Source organism: Neorhizobium sp. CSC1952, assembly GCF_030378245.1.
Taxonomy (GTDB): Bacteria; Pseudomonadota; Alphaproteobacteria; order Rhizobiales; family Rhizobiaceae; genus Neorhizobium; species Neorhizobium oryzae_A.
Genome location: NZ_CP128416.1, coordinates 4629478 through 4646234 on the forward strand (window position 1 = coordinate 4629478; position 16757 = coordinate 4646234).

Sequence of the window (16757 nt, forward strand, 5' to 3'; positions counted from 1 at the left end):
GGGAGCCGGAAACAATGACAAGTGCCTCATGCGGCGAGCCGATGCACAGTTTTGTTGGCGAGGTGAATCCCGGATGTCACACTTCGACGGAACGGAGAATCATATCCGTCCGGAACGAAAAAGGGCCTCGTCGCAGGCCCTTTTTCGATGCATCAGGATCGCCTGCAGCAATCAGAAGACGAATTCCTTGGCCTTGCGGAACCCCGGCAGAGGCTTCACCGAGGCATTGAAATGCGCGCCTTCGGAAATCACACCCTGCTCGCGCACGAGCACCTTCGCCTGGGCGGCATTGCCATAGCCCACGACAGCCACGAGACGACCGCCTTCACGGAGCTGCTCCAGCAAAGCGGCAGGCACTTCCTCGACGGCACCGTTGACGAAGATCAGGTCGTAGGGCGCCTCGTCCGCATATCCTTGTTCCAGCGCACCGGTCACCACCGCCACATTGTCGCAGCCGAGCGAGGAAAGCGCTTCCGCAGCCTGGGCCGCCAGGGCCTCATCCACTTCCAGCGAGACCACCGAGCCCGCAAGCAGCGACAGGATGGCGGACGCATAACCGCTGCCGGTCCCCACTTCGAGCACGACATCGTCCTTGGTGATGGCGGCAAGCTGCAGGAGCTTGGCCAGCGGCGAAGCCTCCATCAGATAGCGGCCCGGCGCCACCTCGATATCCGTGTCGATATAGGCGAGCGATTTGGCCTTGGCCGGCACGAAGGCTTCGCGCGGGACGGTGTAGAAGGCCCGCAGAACCGAATGCGACGTGACATCGGTAGTGCGTATCTGATTTTCGACCATCTTTGTCCGTGCTGCTTCGAAATCCATCATCTCAGTCGTCCTAAAAACACCCGGCAAAGAGCCGGTCCAATGCGTTCCGTCTTACTGACGCTGCGGCACGCTTTCAAGACGCTGCTCCACTTCCAGGCAAAAAAGCGGAGAAGATAGCGGAAACGTTCGTCGCGGTTCCGAGGAATCCGGCGGATCAGGCGTAGGCCGGGGGCGCCACGTCGAGCTTGCGGACAGCGAGATAGTCCCGTCCGTAGGAGGTGCGCAGGCCGTGATCCCTGTCGAAGGCCAGTTGCTCTGCGGAGGTCAGCGGGAAAATTCCGTCGGCGAAAGTGCCGGTCCCCTCGACCTCGTTGGCCGGCTGGCGCTGTACGGTGATTGTCCTGGTGATCATGCCGCTTCCCTCCGTTCCGCCCATAAAGCCATGAACAGGCCTTTCCGTTCCCAGGCTAGGATGAGAAAGTTAAAAATTAACCATATTACGGCGCATGCCCGGGCGCAGGCCCATTCGACGGAGAGCAAAGGGTTTCGAGGAGAAGTCTCACGTGTCAGCCCAGCCAGCGAGCAACCGCGCCATAATTTGGAGCAACTCTCGACGCGATGACCGGAATATCTAGGCTTATCCCGTCGGCTTACTGCACGTTGGAAGGGTAATATTGCGCGCCCAGCGCATCTCCGGCCGACAAATCCACCATGACCTTCGCATGAAACAAGATATTCATCAACGTCGTGTCTGGGGAAATCCCGGCAATCTCCGATACTCTCATCGCATATTGCGACAGGATGACGCTCACGGTATCGTCGGAAATATTGATTGCCTGGCCGTCAATCATTGCGTGGAGGAAGGCTTCGGATATATCTTCCGGATCGTCGCCCAGCGTATCTATAAATGCACGCATCTTTGCAAATGCTGTAAGCTTGCACATGTGGCATCTTCCCCCGAGCACCTCAATACATCAGCCGACGGAGCGGGGCTTTGTCAATACCCAAATACCACATCATAAGAATAAACATGGTTAAATTATCCGCGGCCGATTGCTCTTGATCGCAGGAGCGATCCCACCTGTCGCACCAGACCTCGAAAACGCCCGGAGACCAAAAGCAACACGCCCTTTTCACGGCGGGGTTGCCGCTTTGAAGAACCACTCCTATCTCACTTTGGCCGCGATCGAAGCCGCGGCAGAAGCGGATAAAAACAGGGCGGTGATGCCGGGATGACCGAGGTTTCGAACAATCCGGCAGAGCCGGGATCAATGCAGGAGCCGGCGCATCGATGAAGGCGCCGAGGCAGAAACTGGATCAGGAGCCTATGAGGATCGCGCGATTGACGAGGGTCCGTGGTCTCATCGCCGCAAGTCTGGCCCTGTCCGCCGCAGCGGCCTGCCCGGACGGAGCCTATTCCGCAGACGGGGAGGCCAAGGCCGGCGGCTGTCTCTATGAGCGCGCCGGAAAGGATGAGGCCGAGGCCCTATGCATCCGGCGCGAAAGCTACAATCGCGACCTCTGCCATGTGATGGAGCATGTCGCTGCCGCCAATGCGCTGCCGCCTGAATTCTTCGCGCGCCTGATCTGGCGGGAGAGCCTGTTCCAAGCGGAGGCGGTGAGCCCCAAAGGCGCAGAGGGCATCGCGCAATTCATGCCGGGAACAGCGCGGCTTCGCGGGCTTTCGAACAGTTTCGACGTGATAGAGGCGCTCGCCGCGTCTTCGCGATACCTGAGCGACCTGCGCGGCCGCTATGGAAATCTCGGCCTTGCCGCAGCCGCCTACAATGCCGGCGAAACGGGCCTGGCAACCTTTCTCAAGGCGGGGCGGTTGCCGATCGAGACGCGCGACTACGTGTTCGCCATCACGGGATATCCGGTCGAGATCTGGAAGGACAAGCCGCCGGAGACCGCGGCCCCTCCCCTCAATGCATCCAAACCTTTCATGGATGGCTGCGTGGAGCTCGCGAGCACGCGCCGCCTCAGGGAACCGGTCCTGGTCGGCTCCGCCGATTGGGCTCCCTGGGGCGTGCAACTCGCCGCCCATTATGATCCGACCGTGGCCGGCCGGCTCTTCACAAATACCGTCAGCCGGCTTCCGGAGCCGCTCAATTCCGAAAGGGCCCTCATGGTTCGCCAGCGAGGCGGAAATTTCGGTTCTCGGCCGCGTTATGCGGCAAGGATCGGGCGGGAAACACGAGCGGAGGCGACGCAGCTCTGCAACGAGATCAAGGCCGCGGGTGGGGCCTGCACCGTGTTCAGGAACTGATGGCGTAGCATGGAGTGAGATTGGAGGCCTCGCCGAGAATCGAACTCGGGTGCAAGGATTTGCAGTCCTCTGCGTCACCACTCCGCCACGAGGCCGTCGCAATAGTCATTTCCTGAGTGGTGGCAGCGGATTAGACGTAAACTTAGAATGATGCAAGAGAGGATTTCTGAAAATCGATCCTCTGCGATTTCTGAAAAGCTGTTTCCACAACGTTCGCCCGCGCCTTCCCCGACGACGAAGCCGCCCTATCCTCTTCGGGATGAGCGATATCCCTCCCCCGCCTCCGCCCGACGACGAAAACCGCCACCTGCTCTGCCAGATGGCGGTGGAGTTACCGTTGCAGGATCTGATCGAAGAAGCAGTACAGGCCGGCTGGGACGAAACGGAAGTGCTCACCGCGATCATCGAGGTTGCGGACAACCTCATGCTGGCGAACGTCAATAATGCCGAACTCGACGCGCTGCTGAGGGCGATGAAGCGGAAGCTGGAATAGCCTCGCGAGAACATTTCCGCGAGTTGACGGTTAGGAGCTTATTCCTTGAATAGTAGGAGGAGACACTAACCATGGACTGGAATCACGTCGAGGGTAACTGGAAGCAGATAAAGGGCAAGGTCAAAGAACAGTGGGGCAAACTCACCGACGACGACCTCGATAGGATCGCCGGCAAGCGAGATCAGCTTGAAGGCAAAATCCAGGAACGGTACGGCTATGAGAAGGATCGTACCCGCAAGGATGTCGACGACTGGTACGGTCGCCAGAACTTCCACTGAAATGCCAGCCCCGCTCCGGCGGGGCTTTTTGCTATGCCATTAATCCGGCAGCCGATAGACCTCGGCAGCGTCCTCCGCCTCTCTCAACCCCTTGAACGAAGCATGCCGTAGTGTGCCGGTATGCGTCCAGCCGCGATATTCGACCTCAGCGATATAGGCCGGCCCGGTCATGACGAGGTTCTTGCCTGGCACGGCCACGACCGGAACCCTCGTCTTGATCTTGTCGAGCAGCTTCTTCAGGCGCCGCGCTTCGTCGTGTTTGAAACCGGTACCGACACTGCCGACGTATTTCCACCCATCACGATACCGGCCGGCGAGCAGCAGGCTCGCGAAAGCCCCCGGCACTTTCGTGGATGGCTCATAGCCGACGATGGCGAAACTGTCGCTCTGGATGCATTTGATCTTCAGCCAATCCCCTGTCCGGCCGGAACGGTATGGCTGGTCAAGGTTCTTGGCGATGATCCCCTCGAGGCCGCTGGTGCAGGCGTGACGGAGCAGATCATCCGGATCCTCCTCGAACTCTTCGGAGAGCCGGATCGCGCCTTCCATTCCCGAAATGGTGTCTTCGAGCAGATGCCGGCGGGACCGGTATTCCATGTCGCGCAGATCGTGGCCGTCGAGATAGAGAAGATCGAAGGCCATCAGGACGGAATTGCGCGACGGGAGCTTGCCCCCTCGCCCGCCGAGCGAGTTCTGCAGCAGCCCGAAATCCGGAATGCCCTGCTCATTGAACACGACCGCCTCGCCATCGAGGATCATCGTGCTCGGCATTAGGGCTTTCGCCGCGTCAGCGATCGACGGGAAGCGGTGCGTCCAGTCATGGCCGCCACGGGTGATGATCCGGACCTGCCTGGGCTCGATATGGACTGCCAGGCGATATCCATCCCATTTGATCTCGTAGGACCATTCCCGCCCCTCGGGCGGCTTGTTCTTGAGGAGCGCAAGGCAGGGCTCCACCCTCTCGGGCATCGGATCGAAGAGGAGCTGTGGCTGTTTCGGATCGCGCTTCATGATCGGCCGGCTTTGCAGCGGCAGGTTTTCATCGATCAGGAGCGGCTTCGATGGTTTGCGGGGGCGCTTTGTCATCCCCGCACTATATCAGCATCGACTTAAGAGAGTCCTGTTGACTCTCACCAATAAATGAGAACATAATTAGAACATCGGGGCCGCGAGGAAGCGGCTAATCCACATGTTATCCACAAGCTCGACCGCGCTTCGGCGCGAACGGCAAGTCATGCCTGCAACAGGAGGCATCCGATGTTTCTGAAAGAGGAAAAGCTCAAGGCTCTGGACGTGGAGCCGCCTAAACGCGATGCGTTCAGCGGCCATCTCTCTATTCCAGTGAGATGCCCGCTGCGAGAGCTGTCGCCCACTCTTGTTGCCGCAATCGAAGCGGCCGGGATGAATCCAAACGACTTCGAAGGCAGCATCGCGGAAGAATTCGTCTGGGATTATCTCGACCGTGCGCCGGAAGAGCCGAACGGGAATGCGCTTCACATCGCGCTCAATCCCGCCGTCGGACTGTCTGTAGCCGTCTATGTCAGCTCGTCCGTACCGGCCTTTCCGGCATGGTTCTACAGCGAACATCCAACGGAAACGGCCATGTACTGGATGAGCGAATTCCGCGATCAGTCGCATGATCCGGAAGCACCGCAGAACATGCCCACGGGACCGTCCTCGCCGATTGATCAGCGGCCGGCCGGGATCACCCTCCAATAGAGTTCGAGTAATGCAAGCCGACAAGAAGAATGATCAACCCGGACCGGACCACGACGACCTCCGCTGGGCCGTCGAGGCAGAGCTCGCCTGGCACGAGGGCGATGCGAAGGCGACGATTGCCACCCTTCTGGAAGACAACCGCCATCTGCGGGTCCAACTCGCGCTGATGGAAGCCGCCGGCAGCAAAGGCTTCACGCGCGGCTGGCGGCCGAGCTACGAGCGTAAATAGGCATCGCGATGTCATTCGAGGGATGTTGGGCAACCTTGCGGGATGTCCCGGACGAGGCCGTTCAGATCGCATGCACGGTCTGCCCCAGGAGCGAGATTTTCCCTACCGCCGATCTGCGCAAGAAATTCGATCCCGAAACCTACATCTGGCACATGGTCACGACGCTCACCAGCTCCTGTCGCAATCGGGAGCCCTATTCCGGTGCAGTCCCTTGCGGTGCTTACACGGAGCAGGGAAAATCCGCGATGGCGGCAATTCACGCGCGGCAGGCGAAGGCGAATGAGGAGGCCAGCAGAGCCGCCCTGGAGCGGGAGGAGACGGCGCGGCAGCGTGAAGAGCGGGCACGGAATGCCGAAATCCAGGTGGCTGAGCGAAACGGGTGGAAGATGTTCGATGCGATCCCGGCAGGGACGAAGCCCAAATACCGCTGGCAGCAAAGCTGGGAAGATGAGTATCCGGAGGATATCATCGGCTTCGATGGCACCCGTCCGATTGGCCGCGTTTTCCGGTTTGAACCGCACGTGACCAACAAGGACGTATGGTTCTGGGTGCTCTACGGCGTGGAGGAACGAAGGCGGAAACGCCCGGGGCAAGGTTTCGGCTGGGAGGCATCCCGCCTCATGGCGGCGTGCCGGGTGGAATGGTGTTATAAAAAAATGCTTCAGGAAGAGAGGCAGGAAGCGAAAAACAGGCGGGAGGCCTAAGGAGGGGAAATGTGCAATCTCTACAACATGACCACGACGAAAGAAGCGGTGATGCAGTTCACCAAGGCCTTCCGGGACAAAGCGGGATGGAACCAGCCGTCGATGGACGTCTATCCGGGCTATAAGGCGCCAGTCGTGCGCGTTGGAGAAGATGGAGAGCGGGAAATCGCCAGCCTGACGTGGGGAATGCCCTCTCCCGCCTTCCTCACCCGCAACTACGACCCGGGCGTGACCAACATCCGCAACGTGAACTCGCCGCACTGGCGGCGCTGGCTTGGGCCGACAAGTCGCTGTGTGGTGCCGTTCACGTCATTTGCCGAACCGGACCCGGCAAGGCAGGTGCCGGGAGGTCGCGTTCCAAATGCATGGTTCGCCGCTAGCGAAGAGCGCCCGCTGATGTTCTTCGCCGGTTTCTGGACGCCGTGGAGAGGCGTTCGCAAGGTTCGGGACGGAGAGCAGGAGTTCGAACTCTTCGGCTTCCTGACGACATCACCGAACGAGATCGTTTTTCCGGTCCATCAGAAGGCAATGCCGGCGATATTGACGACTCCGGAGGAAGTCGATCTATGGCTCACGGCACCATGGGAAGAAGTAAAGCACCTGCAACGCCCCCTCCCCGGCAACATGCTGGTGATCGTCGATCCGCCACCGTCGCAACCGAAAGATGATGAGGAACCGAGCCTGCTATGAGCATAAGCCCCGAGACCCGTACCGATCAGCCAGGCGCCGGTATTCATGAAAGCCATTGGTGCGAGCATCCGGGCTGCGACAAATGGGGCTGCTATGGCTTCGCGCGGTCGAAGGCCGAAAAGCCGACGTGGCATTGCAGCGAACATTACCCGCATAAGCCATTCTACCGTGAGGGATGAGCTTGGTCATGACGTCCGAACCGGACCGCTTCGACATCCGCAAGGACGGCTACGACACCTACGAGATATTCGATGTCCGCACCGGGCGGACGGTGAGCGTCGGCGGCAAGCCGCGCGCGGGTCTGAAGCTCGATGAAGCCGATGTGCTGGTGGATATGCTAAACTCGGGCGATCAGGAGCCGGATGAGGAGACGGTGCAATGAGTAAACACAAGACCACTCCGCAAGAGGTGCTTGAAACCACGGCAATCATCCACGCGGCGACGACATCGATCCTCCTGGCTCTGACCAAGACCCTCGAGGAGGCTGGCGCGATGAACGCGAAGCACTTCGAAGCGAATGTGCGGATGCTTGCCGAGAGGACGGCACGAGAAAAGTCGGGGCCGATGGCAGAGGTGATGCTGGACTTCGCCGATCAGCTCAGTCGCGACGAGCCCGAGGGGAGTGCATGAGCTCCATCTCGGACTTCGTTGCGGAACTTGTGCGCGCAGCGAATGAGGTGGAAAAACTGTCTGCGGCCGAACGCGGTAGTCTGCTTGACCGCGCCTATCGAACTGTTCGCGATGCTCGCGACGAAATCGGAGTGGAGCAAGACAGCCTCGATCGCGATCCGGCAATCGACTTCCTCACCATGTCTCGATCCGTCCCGATGTTCTCGGATGACGAGATCAAATCAGCATTGCTGGAGGCGGCCGGCGTGATCCGAAACCTCAAGATCATACTAGATGCGAGAAGTGACGTTACGAGCGGAGGAGCAATGCCTTAAGCCATCCGGCCGCTGCCTCCATCGCGTGTGGGAAACGATTGATCCCGTGGTCCAATACGCCCCCAACCTGCATCAGCGGGTTTGTTTCGCGGCACATTTGGAACGATCCTTTTCCCCGAGCCTTTCTCCCGAAAGGGAGGAAGCAATGGCTCAAGAATGGCCGATGTGGATCATGCAGGCGAGCGCGCTTTTTCTGTTGGCTGGGTGCCTGTTCATCAGAGCGTGAGACCCGACGATGAGAACCGGCACATGCTCTGCCAGTTGAATCGGAAGCTGGGGTGATAGCGTCTCCTTTGGCCGCCAAAAGCGGACATTGGATTAAGCGTCCGAATTGAATATGCTCGCCGCATGATGCGACGGTACATCCAAATTCGACCTAGGCTCTTCACAATCGTTGTTGCCGTGCTGCTTTGTAACGTCCATTTGGCGGCAGCGGACTGGATCACCCTCCCTGGAGGGTTTGGCCTCGGCAGCTCCCTTGAAGAAGCCAAGCGTTATGCTGCTTCACGGGGCTGGCAGCTCGTCACCATTTCACCGGAGCTACCACGCTCGTGGATCGTAAAGGAACAGAACATAGGCATTCATGTCTGCAATGATACTGTGACGAGTGTAACCGAAAATGTGGCGGGCAATCTGGACGACTTCGCTCAGCTTGTCTCTAACCTGCGGGTGAAACGGGGAGAGCCAAAACTTCAGGTCGGGTCATTCATGGCCGGATCGACCCAAATCTCGACTATTGATGCCCGTTTCGCGGAGGTGGATGGCGTAGGTGTCGTTGTACAGTTCAGCAGCACGGCGGGCAGGCTTGCGATATCCACGAATTACTTCTCCGACAAATGCGCGGAGCACCCCAACGACGAATAAGCGCCCGAAGGGGGAAGCCGGAGCGAGGCCCAGCAAATTCATACCAACCGCATAAGCCCCTTGCATGCGGGCGAGGATTACAAGATGGCGGAAATCCATGAGTTTCCCAAAACGAAAAGCCAACGGGAGGCTGAGCGGCGGCTGGTCGAAGCCATGAGGAACGTCAATCACGCAATTCGAGCGGCGGCGAAATGCGGCTTCGAAATCTCAATTGTACCACTGACGGCCCACGCGACCTACAGCGCCGAACCTCTCCCGCTGGTGAACATACAGGCGCATCTGCCCGGACGAGTTTCGCGGCAGGAGGTTGCCGACTTCTGAGGGAAGTAGTTGATGGCGCTGATCATTTCCGATCCGTACTTAGTATGCGACGAATGCCTTGAGCTTCCTCACTTTCCGCATCAAAGAAAAAGGCCGCCGCACAAGGCGCTTGCAATACAGTCATTTTATCCGGTTCCGGCGTTGGCACGATTGTCGCGCTCGCCCCCCGAAGTGGCGGGCGTTGCGCCCCCGACTTTCTAACTGCAATCAGGTAGCTGCCGGGCTCGATTATCTCAGGCTCGCCGAAGGTCGAGTTATCCCACGTCACTGGAAAAACATTCGGTGCATCACCAGCGAGAACCTCATCCACATTCACTTGGAAACGAACGTAGTCTGAAAGAAAGCGGGATTGCTTGCCAAGGATGGCTCTCAGCGGTTCGGGAGCAGTTCCCATCATGTCTTCGCGCCGCTTTCGTGCATCGGGGTCGAGGACGTGCTCGTAATCCGAAATGCGCCCAATCACGACGACATCTGCAAATTTGACATCTGCCAGATCAAGTCTGGCCCTAGTAACACACGCGCTTGCCGGATTATTTGACGCCACCAAACAACCAAGGATCGCTCCATACACCAAAATGTGCCGCATCTTACAAAATACCCCGTTCAGTTTATCAAATGGATGCAATGTATGTCGGAACAACGACGGATGGCGAGGCGTGAAATGGCGACTGCTGGACACCGACGCGCCGGAGACCTTTGAGGCCGAGTGCGATCGGGAGAAGGAAGTGGGGGAGAGAGCGAAGCTGCGGCTGCAGGCGCTCATGTCGGGCGGGTACCGCCTTGTCGACAGCGGCGGGAAGGATCTGACTTCCGAGCGCGTGAGCTGGTGCGCATTGTTCTTCCTAATGGAAGAGATGCCGGGAAGGTGTTGCTTCGCGAGGGTTGGCTCAGCCATGGCCGAATAAAGGGAACATGTGGTGCTCGTCGCCATAGCGTCCGCTTCCGGCCCAAACCGGTCATCTGCCCTCGGCGAAATGGTTTTGAATCCTGAATTTGGCGGCCTCTCGTCCGATGCCAGTGGTTCGGCAAAGTCTGCGGTATGATGGAGAGGTGATTCAGATAGAGCGAGGAGCCAAGATGTCCGCAGATATCATTGTCGAACTTTCTTTGTTTGTTGAACATGGGCGGGAGAGAGAGGCCGCTAATTTCTATGCCGCCGCCTTTGGTGCGCAGGAAGAGAACACTAATGACATCGATGGCGCTCTGGCGGCTGTCGAAATGCGGTTCGGGAACCTGCCTGTGTGGGTCGCCGGCTCTAATCCCAATCGCGAAAAGTCTCCATCCTACGGTGGCCCTTTCTTTCCGAAAGAACCAGGGGCGGTCAGCACGATTTTCCAGCTCAAGGTTGGCAACATTGAAGGTGTAATGCAGCGCGCCCTTTCAGCCGGAGCTGTGATCCGAGACGAAATCCAGACTGACGTGATAGGCCGCCGCGTGGCCTCGATCTTCGATCCGTTCGGCCACATTTGGGTGCTCGTGGAGCGTAAGGCCGAGGGCATGTCACTCGCAGCTTAAATCTGTCGCAAATGTCTGTCGCGAAACTTCGACTTTTGAGAGCGAGTTTCGTGACGAAAATTCCCTTTACTTTTCAGGGCTGGAGGGTTTGTTTGACATGTTAGGATATTTGCGACGCATGTTGCGTTAGGAGCAGCCGGCGGAACGGGTCCGTTCGATCACATAATGAAGCCGCTCTTGCACCTTCTGTCATTGGGTGCCTTAGACCACCGGCTGCACACAGATGTTGATCAAACCCGATACTCTAAGCGAGAGACAGCGCCCGCTTGACCTCGTCCAGCGGAATCGTTCCGGGCCGCAGTTTTTCTCGTACCATGCGGGCAGCGAGTTCGCAGAACCAGGTATTGGCAGGTGTGGGGACACCATGCAGCCGCCCCAGTAGAACGACTTCACCGTTGAGATAATCGGTCTCGATAGATCCCGTGGAGCGGGCAAGGCTTTGCATGGAGGAGCTCCCCGCACGGCTGAAACCTGCGATCGATGTCATCTTCATCAACCTTCCACGGTTGGGATCGGTTTCACCGACGCTCTGCCATTGCACGCCCGAAGCGGCGAAAACCACCTCTGCCTCTTGGCGGAGAAGGTCGACGATTGGCGCGATATCGCCCTGGTCGGCGCATGCGGCCTCGACGATGTTGTGAAGGTTTAAGAGCAGCTTTCCATATTTGTTCTTCATCACGTCCGGAACCACAAAGGCTGGCAGGTCTGACGCCGTGAGCGCCTGCGCGACGGCTTCATCGACACTGTCGAAACCTTGCGGATACCGGCCAAGATAGAAATAGCCGGAGTGAGGTGATCCGAAGGCGAGGATCTCGCCGGGCGTGACATAGTCCGCCGGCAGTATGACGCTCACGCCATGTACATTGGCAAAACGCCGCAAAGCGGTGCGTTCGTTCTCGACACCGTTCTGGAAGCAGAAGATCGACTGGTTCTGAAGGCCAGCCGCCGCGAGTTGCTCGATCACTGCACCCATGTGTTGGGTCTTCGTACAGACCAGCACCACATCGTCAGGAAGAAGCGCGATCGCGCTCGGCGATTCCACGCATTCGAAGTGACATGTCTCGGTTCCCCTGGGAGTCCGCAATGTCAGCCCCTTCGCTTTGATCGCCTTTAGCTGCTCGCCGCGCGCGATCCCGATGACCTTCTGACTGGCCGAAGCAAGCGAGACCGCAATCGTGCCGCCGATGGCACCCACACCATGAATTATGAAACGCATTTTCAAAGACCTTGTGCAAGCGATCCGGACAGGCCCGGTTCCATCTTGAAATTTTAAAAGACTTGGGCCGAAGGCAACGAACGTCCAGATAATATAGCGGAGGTTATTCACGCCCAACCCAGCGTTCATAGCCGAGTTCTCCGATCCGCCATAGCACATAACCCCACACGATATTGTTCCCGGACCAGCTAAGGACGGGGATATAAGCCGTGGTCGATGACGCCAAGTCGATAGCCTGGCGACTCGGGCCTTACCGCATCTTGGCCGCAGGTTCTGCATCGCCTTTCGCTACGCATTCCCCTCTCCAGAAGACACGCCGAGCCGGCCACCTCCATCCGTTCATAAGCATCAAACGCCGCGCCGATCATTTCCCCGATCAGACTCCAATCGGTTTTGATTTGGCTCTCCTTTCATATGTGACGTAGAGCCTGGGAGACCTACGACGCCTTTGTAGGAAGTACATGGTACTTGGGCCATCGCGTTTGTCGCAAATCTCCCAATTAGAGCGGCACTTGTTTTCCTGACGTTTGCAACGTCGCAGAATAGGGAGTTTTGCGGCAGCCGCAATGTCCGGTGTTCGCGCTTTGTTGCCGTTGATGTTGCCGCGGCCGCTTTCCGAAGGGCCTGCCGCTCTGGGAACTTGTCAGCAAAACACCTATTACGTTGAAAGTCCATCGGCTACCGGCTGCTAACGCCGTTGCAGCCAAGCCTCCAGAGCTTGCCGGATCGCACGATCTGCGGGCACTGTCTGATCGAATGCCCACCAGGTGTGTGCACCTTGCCAGAGGGCGGCCATCTGCCAGCCCAGCATATCCGCCTCCTGGGGGTCCGCCGACAAGCGCCGTCCCAAGGCCGAGACCAATGCGCGACCCCACGCTGCGCCCCTTTCGCGAAGTCTTGGGTTTCGAATGTCTTCCCGAAGTAGAAGAAGCCCGTCAGTGGCATCACGCTCGGCCGTATCGGGAGACATGAGGCGCAGTAGAAGCTTGATGGCTCCCTCAGGCGATAGATCCTCCTCGTCGTCTGCCGCCTTTGTCTTCGCATCAAGGCGGTCCCAGGCCTGCATGAGGATCGCCTCGACCATGCGCTCACGGTTGCCGTAGCGCTGCACCAGTGTCGCCGCCGCCAAGCCTGAGGTCTTTGCAGCGCGCGCAAAGGTCAAATCATCAGGTCCTGTCTTCATCATCAGCTCGAACAAGGTGTCGAGAACCTGTTCATCGGGGATTGTCTTGCGTCTGGCCATCGAGATATATAAACGGACATTCGGTTATGAAGCAAGGAGACGTCGATGGCAAAGATCGTTGGCTACATAGCGGCTAGTCTGGATGGCTTCATTGCAGATGAGAGCGACAAGCTGGACTGGCTGTTTAAGTACGACGGAATGGATCTGGGTGAGCACGATTACCGCATCTTCGTGAAGGGCATTCGCACGATCGTCATGGGCCGCGGCACCTACGACTTCATCGCGAAAGATCCTGCACCTTGGGCCTATGGCGAGCAACGGGTAATCGTCGTCACATCCCGACCCATCGAAAATCCCAAAGGCGCACTTGAGACCAGAGACAATGTGGATGACCTCATCGCCGAGCTTCGAGGACTCGATGATGGTGATGTCTGGATGCTGGGCGGAGGGATGCTGCAGATGGCGTTCATGGAACGCGGCGCGCTTGATGAAATCGAGATCTACATCATCCCCGAGCTGCTTGGCGGTGGTCGCCCTCTTTTCCCGTCGACCGGCTTCAGGTCGAGCCCGGATTTGGTCAGTGCCAAGACGCTCGACAAGGGATGCGTCCGGCTGCATTACCGGCTTTCCTCCTAGTCCAAGGACCTCTGTCGCCTTCTGGCGCATTTGTGCCATGACGGCAGTCGGACCTAATCGCGCAGACTAAGCGAAGTTGTATTTGACTGCTCCTTAGGATTTCATGCGGCAAGCATCCGTTTTCTGCCTGCAGCAAAATTCCGATGTCCCCTGCCTGCAACAGCCATCGTATGGGAGGCTAGCCAGTATGAAAGATGTCGTCGCGTTGATTACGGGCGCAAGCCGTGGTGTCGGCCGCGGGATCGCGCTGTCGCTGCTCGCCGAGGGAGCCACGGTCCACGTTACCGGCAGGACCCGTTCCGAGGCGGAAGCAATCCTGGGCGGTAAACGCGCGGGATCGCTGGAGGGGCTTGCGCTTGAGGCTGTGGCTTTACCCGGACGACTGGTCGTTCATCATTGCGACCACAGCAATGACGCCGAAACCGAGCGCGTGGCCGAAGAGATCAGGGCCGCCAACAGGCTGGACATTCTGGTGAACAATGCATGGCCCGGCTATGAAAACATGGTCGAGGATGGCGATTTTACGTGGCCGCGCCCTTTCTGGGAGCAGCCTGTCTGGCGGTGGGACGCAATGATCGGCACCGCGCTGAGGGCGGCTTTCATGATGTCGCGTGCAGTGGCGCCGATGATGATCTCGACGCAGCGCGGTCTGATCGTCAATATTTCATTCTGGGCAGCTCAATTCTACGACGGCAACGCGATCTACGGCATGGCCAAAGCCGCCGCCGACAAGATGGCCGCGGACTTCGCACATGAACTGCGTCCACATAAAGTCGCCGCCGTCGCACTCTATCCCGGGCTGGTACGCACCGAAGCCATCATGCAGAACGCCGAATTTTTCGACTTGTCCAACTCCGAGTCCCCGAGGTTCATCGGCCATGTCATCGCCGGACTTTGGCGGGACCCTGCGCTGATGTCGAAATCCGGGCGTGTCCTGGTCGCGGCAGAGCTGGGTCGGGAGTATGACATTGCCGACGTTGACGGCTACAGACCTGTTCCCCTCAGCGGGGCGGACTTTGTGAAAAGCTGAATTCCTGTCAGTCTTTTCAACGATCCGGGTAATCGGCTGATCTTTCAAACAGTTCGTGGAAAACCTTGGCGCTCTGCCGAGGCGATCTTGCACGTCAATTTCTCCTGCCGCGGCATGGAGCGACGCTCTTTGTTTGTCCGCTTTTGGCGCAAAGTTGCCGCCAACGTGTCGATTCCTGTAAGCAAAAATCCTCCATCTCAGGAAGGACAGAGGGCACTTGCGTGCCGATGAGAGAAATCGTCTAGGTGCCCCCTGAAAGCCGCTGGCGCTCAATACGGTCAATCCGCTCCCTCAGATCAAGCAGGATGTCCCTCGCGCCGTAGACGTTGCCTTGGGCCTGCTTCACGTCGTCGAGCTGCCGCTGCTGGTCGGTGAACCGCTGGTCATAGCTCATGAACACCCGGTCGAGCTCGTCCCGCGGCACCTGGGCATCACGAAGTTCTTTCACGCCGGCGTCGGTTCTCGCCCGATCCTCTGCCGCCCGCGCGGTGCGCCATTCCATTTCGTCTCGGGTGACCACCCTGCTCCCCAACGCGGAAACGCTCGCCTTCAGGTCGCTGGTCGCTTCCCGGATCGGCAGATATGCAAGGCCGCCGAGCATGGCGGCAAAGGTCAGGGCCACGCCCAGGGCCTGCCATTGTGGCTTGTTCCGTTCCGCAAGGTTTGTGGACAAGGCAGCGATCGACGCCCTCGTCTCGTTCGCCAGCGACGTGACCGCGGCCTCCATCGCCTTGAAACCGGCCCGCATCTCCGATTCCATATCGGTCTGCCGGCGCCCAAGGTTGGTGACCCGCTCCCCGAGCTGCGCCGTGACGGCATCTGTATAAACGCGGTGGTCGTTTCCGTTTGCCATGTCATCGTTCCCTGCCATCAGTCCCCATGCCCTTTCGTATGCGTATGTGAGAGAAGAAGAAGAGCCCCGCGGATCACCAGAACCACGACGCGATAGTGATCAGCACGAAGCCCGCGATGCACAGCACCGCGAACGGCTGAGTGTGGAGGAAACGCATTGGCGACCTCGTCTGTTGTGTTACGATGATTTTCGGAGGCACGGCGATGCCGCACTGCATGGGCTGCAAAGATACTGGCTGGGTGTGCGAGGCTCACCCGAACAAGCCGTGGAGCGGACCGAGCGCATGTTTATGTGGGTCACCCGGCATGCCGTGCCCCCGCTGCTCCACGGATGCGGACTGGAATGCAGACCCTGACTTTCCGCCAGATGTCCGTGGCGTCTTCCGCTCTGTGACGCGCGTAGACGGGAAGAAGGTAAGCTAACTGTGAATTTAGGTATGCGAGAAATTGCATCGGTAGGGGAACGCAATCGGAACGGCTCGCAAACTGAAGGCGAACCGTGGAGACCGCATCCCCTGAATAGGTGATGTGCGTCCGATTCACCTGTAATACTATGAACCGATCATGTTGGAGGGGGTACATGCGTAGGAACTATCGGTTCACCAACTTTGATGACTACATAGACAACAGCGATCTGCCGGAGCGGCTAATCTCTATTCTTGAGCGGTCGGGTTTCGAGCGGCTTTCCACTTTAACGCGTCTGAGCGATGTCGAACTCTTACTCTTGCCGAACATCGGGCCGTATTACGTAGCCGAAATCAGGCGGGTTGCACCGCGCAGTAGCACCCCGCACTAGTGCCGAGGGTCTTCAAACGTCGGCCACTGGAAAAAAACGGCTGCGCGTCATCAAGCGACGGGAACGATCAGAATTGCCCACAGTTCGATGTGAGCCGCGAGGGCATTGCTTCTACCCAGGACAGACGCCCTCCACTCCCGCAGCTCTCGCGGCACCTCACCGCATCAAGCTCCCCCCGATTTTGGGGGATTGAAATCGCGCATCGACAAGGCTTCTGTTCGCTTGGCACCGGCGGCGCAGGCGTCGGCGCTCT

The 16757-nt window shown here is 58.7% G+C and carries 23 protein-coding genes and 1 tRNA gene; 15 read left to right on the forward strand and 9 right to left on the reverse strand.

Features of this window, described 5'->3' with window-relative positions; genetic code table 11:
* Positions 1 to 171: 171 nt before the first annotated feature.
* From QTA58_RS22380 to QTA58_RS22390, 3 genes are all read right to left on the reverse strand, one after another.
* Complete coding sequence (locus tag QTA58_RS22380; RefSeq protein ID WP_143531754.1) at positions 172 to 825, reverse strand: protein-L-isoaspartate O-methyltransferase; 654 nt, start codon at positions 823 to 825, stop codon at positions 172 to 174.
* A 154-nt stretch (positions 826 to 979) separates the two neighbouring features.
* Positions 980 to 1177, reverse strand: coding sequence for a hypothetical protein (locus QTA58_RS22385; protein ID WP_143531753.1), 198 nt, complete (start codon positions 1175 to 1177; stop codon positions 980 to 982).
* A gap of 238 nt (positions 1178 to 1415) precedes the next feature.
* Positions 1416 to 1709 (reverse strand): hypothetical protein, encoded by a 294-nt coding sequence (locus tag QTA58_RS22390; protein WP_085424142.1) that lies wholly within the window; start codon positions 1707 to 1709, stop codon positions 1416 to 1418.
* 398 nt (positions 1710 to 2107) lie between these two features.
* On the opposite strand from QTA58_RS22390, the gene QTA58_RS22395 reads away from it, so the two are divergent.
* Positions 2108 to 3034 carry a lytic transglycosylase domain-containing protein gene (locus tag QTA58_RS22395; RefSeq protein ID WP_289670893.1) on the forward strand — a complete coding sequence of 309 codons (927 nt, stop codon included), beginning with the start codon at positions 2108 to 2110 and terminating at the stop codon, positions 3032 to 3034.
* Positions 3035 to 3055: 21 nt separating this feature from the next.
* On the opposite strand, the gene QTA58_RS22400 is transcribed toward QTA58_RS22395, so the two are convergent.
* Positions 3056 to 3129 (reverse strand) — tRNA-Cys (locus QTA58_RS22400).
* Between the two features lie 242 nt (positions 3130 to 3371).
* Between QTA58_RS22400 and QTA58_RS22405 the strand changes: the two genes are divergently transcribed.
* Both QTA58_RS22405 and QTA58_RS22410 read left to right on the forward strand, forming a co-directional pair.
* Complete coding sequence (locus QTA58_RS22405) at positions 3372 to 3527, forward strand: hypothetical protein (RefSeq protein ID WP_289670894.1); 156 nt, start codon at positions 3372 to 3374, stop codon at positions 3525 to 3527.
* A 71-nt stretch (positions 3528 to 3598) separates the two neighbouring features.
* Complete coding sequence (locus QTA58_RS22410) at positions 3599 to 3805, forward strand: CsbD family protein (protein ID WP_289670895.1); 207 nt, start codon at positions 3599 to 3601, stop codon at positions 3803 to 3805.
* 39 nt (positions 3806 to 3844) lie between these two features.
* Here QTA58_RS22410 and ligD read toward each other — a convergent pair whose 3' ends face one another.
* Positions 3845 to 4891, reverse strand: coding sequence for a non-homologous end-joining DNA ligase (ligD, locus tag QTA58_RS22415; RefSeq protein ID WP_289670896.1), 1047 nt, complete (start codon positions 4889 to 4891; stop codon positions 3845 to 3847).
* A gap of 171 nt (positions 4892 to 5062) precedes the next feature.
* On the opposite strand from ligD, the gene QTA58_RS22420 reads away from it, so the two are divergent.
* From QTA58_RS22420 to QTA58_RS22465, 9 genes are all read left to right on the forward strand, one after another.
* Positions 5063 to 5524, forward strand: a complete 462-nt coding sequence (locus tag QTA58_RS22420; RefSeq protein WP_289670897.1) for a hypothetical protein — start codon at positions 5063 to 5065, stop codon at positions 5522 to 5524.
* A 10-nt stretch (positions 5525 to 5534) separates the two neighbouring features.
* On the forward strand, positions 5535 to 5753 hold the full coding sequence (locus QTA58_RS22425; RefSeq protein ID WP_289670898.1) for a hypothetical protein: 219 nt from the start codon (positions 5535 to 5537) through the stop codon (positions 5751 to 5753).
* Between the two features lie 8 nt (positions 5754 to 5761).
* Positions 5762 to 6457: a hypothetical protein gene (locus QTA58_RS22430; RefSeq protein WP_289670899.1), complete on the forward strand. Its 696-nt coding sequence runs from the start codon at positions 5762 to 5764 to the stop codon at positions 6455 to 6457.
* A gap of 9 nt (positions 6458 to 6466) precedes the next feature.
* Complete coding sequence (locus QTA58_RS22435; RefSeq protein ID WP_289670900.1) at positions 6467 to 7147, forward strand: SOS response-associated peptidase; 681 nt, start codon at positions 6467 to 6469, stop codon at positions 7145 to 7147.
* Between the two features lie 187 nt (positions 7148 to 7334).
* A complete protein-coding gene (locus tag QTA58_RS22445; RefSeq protein WP_289670902.1) occupies positions 7335 to 7529 on the forward strand; it encodes a hypothetical protein in 195 nt (64 codons plus the stop codon).
* The gene (locus QTA58_RS22450) at positions 7526 to 7777 is read left to right on the forward strand and encodes a hypothetical protein (RefSeq protein ID WP_289670903.1); all 252 of its coding nucleotides are present in this window, start codon (positions 7526 to 7528) and stop codon (positions 7775 to 7777) included. The genes QTA58_RS22445 and QTA58_RS22450 overlap by 4 nt, the downstream gene beginning before the upstream one ends.
* The gene (locus tag QTA58_RS22455; RefSeq protein WP_289670904.1) at positions 7774 to 8091 is read left to right on the forward strand and encodes a hypothetical protein; all 318 of its coding nucleotides are present in this window, start codon (positions 7774 to 7776) and stop codon (positions 8089 to 8091) included. Before QTA58_RS22450 ends, QTA58_RS22455 begins: the two co-directional genes overlap by 4 nt.
* A gap of 348 nt (positions 8092 to 8439) precedes the next feature.
* On the forward strand, positions 8440 to 8955 hold the full coding sequence (locus tag QTA58_RS22460; RefSeq protein ID WP_289670905.1) for a hypothetical protein: 516 nt from the start codon (positions 8440 to 8442) through the stop codon (positions 8953 to 8955).
* A gap of 84 nt (positions 8956 to 9039) precedes the next feature.
* Positions 9040 to 9276, forward strand: coding sequence for a hypothetical protein (locus QTA58_RS22465; RefSeq protein WP_289670906.1), 237 nt, complete (start codon positions 9040 to 9042; stop codon positions 9274 to 9276).
* A 22-nt stretch (positions 9277 to 9298) separates the two neighbouring features.
* On the opposite strand, the gene QTA58_RS22470 is transcribed toward QTA58_RS22465, so the two are convergent.
* The gene (locus QTA58_RS22470) at positions 9299 to 10207 is read right to left on the reverse strand and encodes a hypothetical protein (protein WP_289670907.1); all 909 of its coding nucleotides are present in this window, start codon (positions 10205 to 10207) and stop codon (positions 9299 to 9301) included.
* A gap of 146 nt (positions 10208 to 10353) precedes the next feature.
* Here QTA58_RS22470 and QTA58_RS22475 point away from each other — a divergent pair, with 146 nt between their 5' ends.
* Positions 10354 to 10791: a VOC family protein gene (locus QTA58_RS22475; RefSeq protein ID WP_289670908.1), complete on the forward strand. Its 438-nt coding sequence runs from the start codon at positions 10354 to 10356 to the stop codon at positions 10789 to 10791.
* Positions 10792 to 11035: 244 nt separating this feature from the next.
* Here QTA58_RS22475 and QTA58_RS22480 read toward each other — a convergent pair whose 3' ends face one another.
* Both QTA58_RS22480 and QTA58_RS22485 read right to left on the reverse strand, forming a co-directional pair.
* Positions 11036 to 12136: a 2-dehydropantoate 2-reductase N-terminal domain-containing protein gene (locus QTA58_RS22480; protein ID WP_289670909.1), complete on the reverse strand. Its 1101-nt coding sequence runs from the start codon at positions 12134 to 12136 to the stop codon at positions 11036 to 11038.
* A 559-nt stretch (positions 12137 to 12695) separates the two neighbouring features.
* A complete protein-coding gene (locus tag QTA58_RS22485) occupies positions 12696 to 13250 on the reverse strand; it encodes a TetR/AcrR family transcriptional regulator (RefSeq protein ID WP_289670910.1) in 555 nt (184 codons plus the stop codon).
* Positions 13251 to 13295: 45 nt separating this feature from the next.
* On the opposite strand from QTA58_RS22485, the gene QTA58_RS22490 reads away from it, so the two are divergent.
* Both QTA58_RS22490 and QTA58_RS22495 read left to right on the forward strand, forming a co-directional pair.
* Positions 13296 to 13826, forward strand: a complete 531-nt coding sequence (locus QTA58_RS22490; RefSeq protein WP_289670911.1) for a dihydrofolate reductase family protein — start codon at positions 13296 to 13298, stop codon at positions 13824 to 13826.
* A 187-nt stretch (positions 13827 to 14013) separates the two neighbouring features.
* On the forward strand, positions 14014 to 14856 hold the full coding sequence (locus QTA58_RS22495; protein ID WP_289670912.1) for an SDR family NAD(P)-dependent oxidoreductase: 843 nt from the start codon (positions 14014 to 14016) through the stop codon (positions 14854 to 14856).
* Between the two features lie 241 nt (positions 14857 to 15097).
* On the opposite strand, the gene QTA58_RS22500 is transcribed toward QTA58_RS22495, so the two are convergent.
* Positions 15098 to 15709: a hypothetical protein gene (locus QTA58_RS22500; RefSeq protein ID WP_289670913.1), complete on the reverse strand. Its 612-nt coding sequence runs from the start codon at positions 15707 to 15709 to the stop codon at positions 15098 to 15100.
* Positions 15710 to 16757 lie beyond the last annotated feature (1048 nt).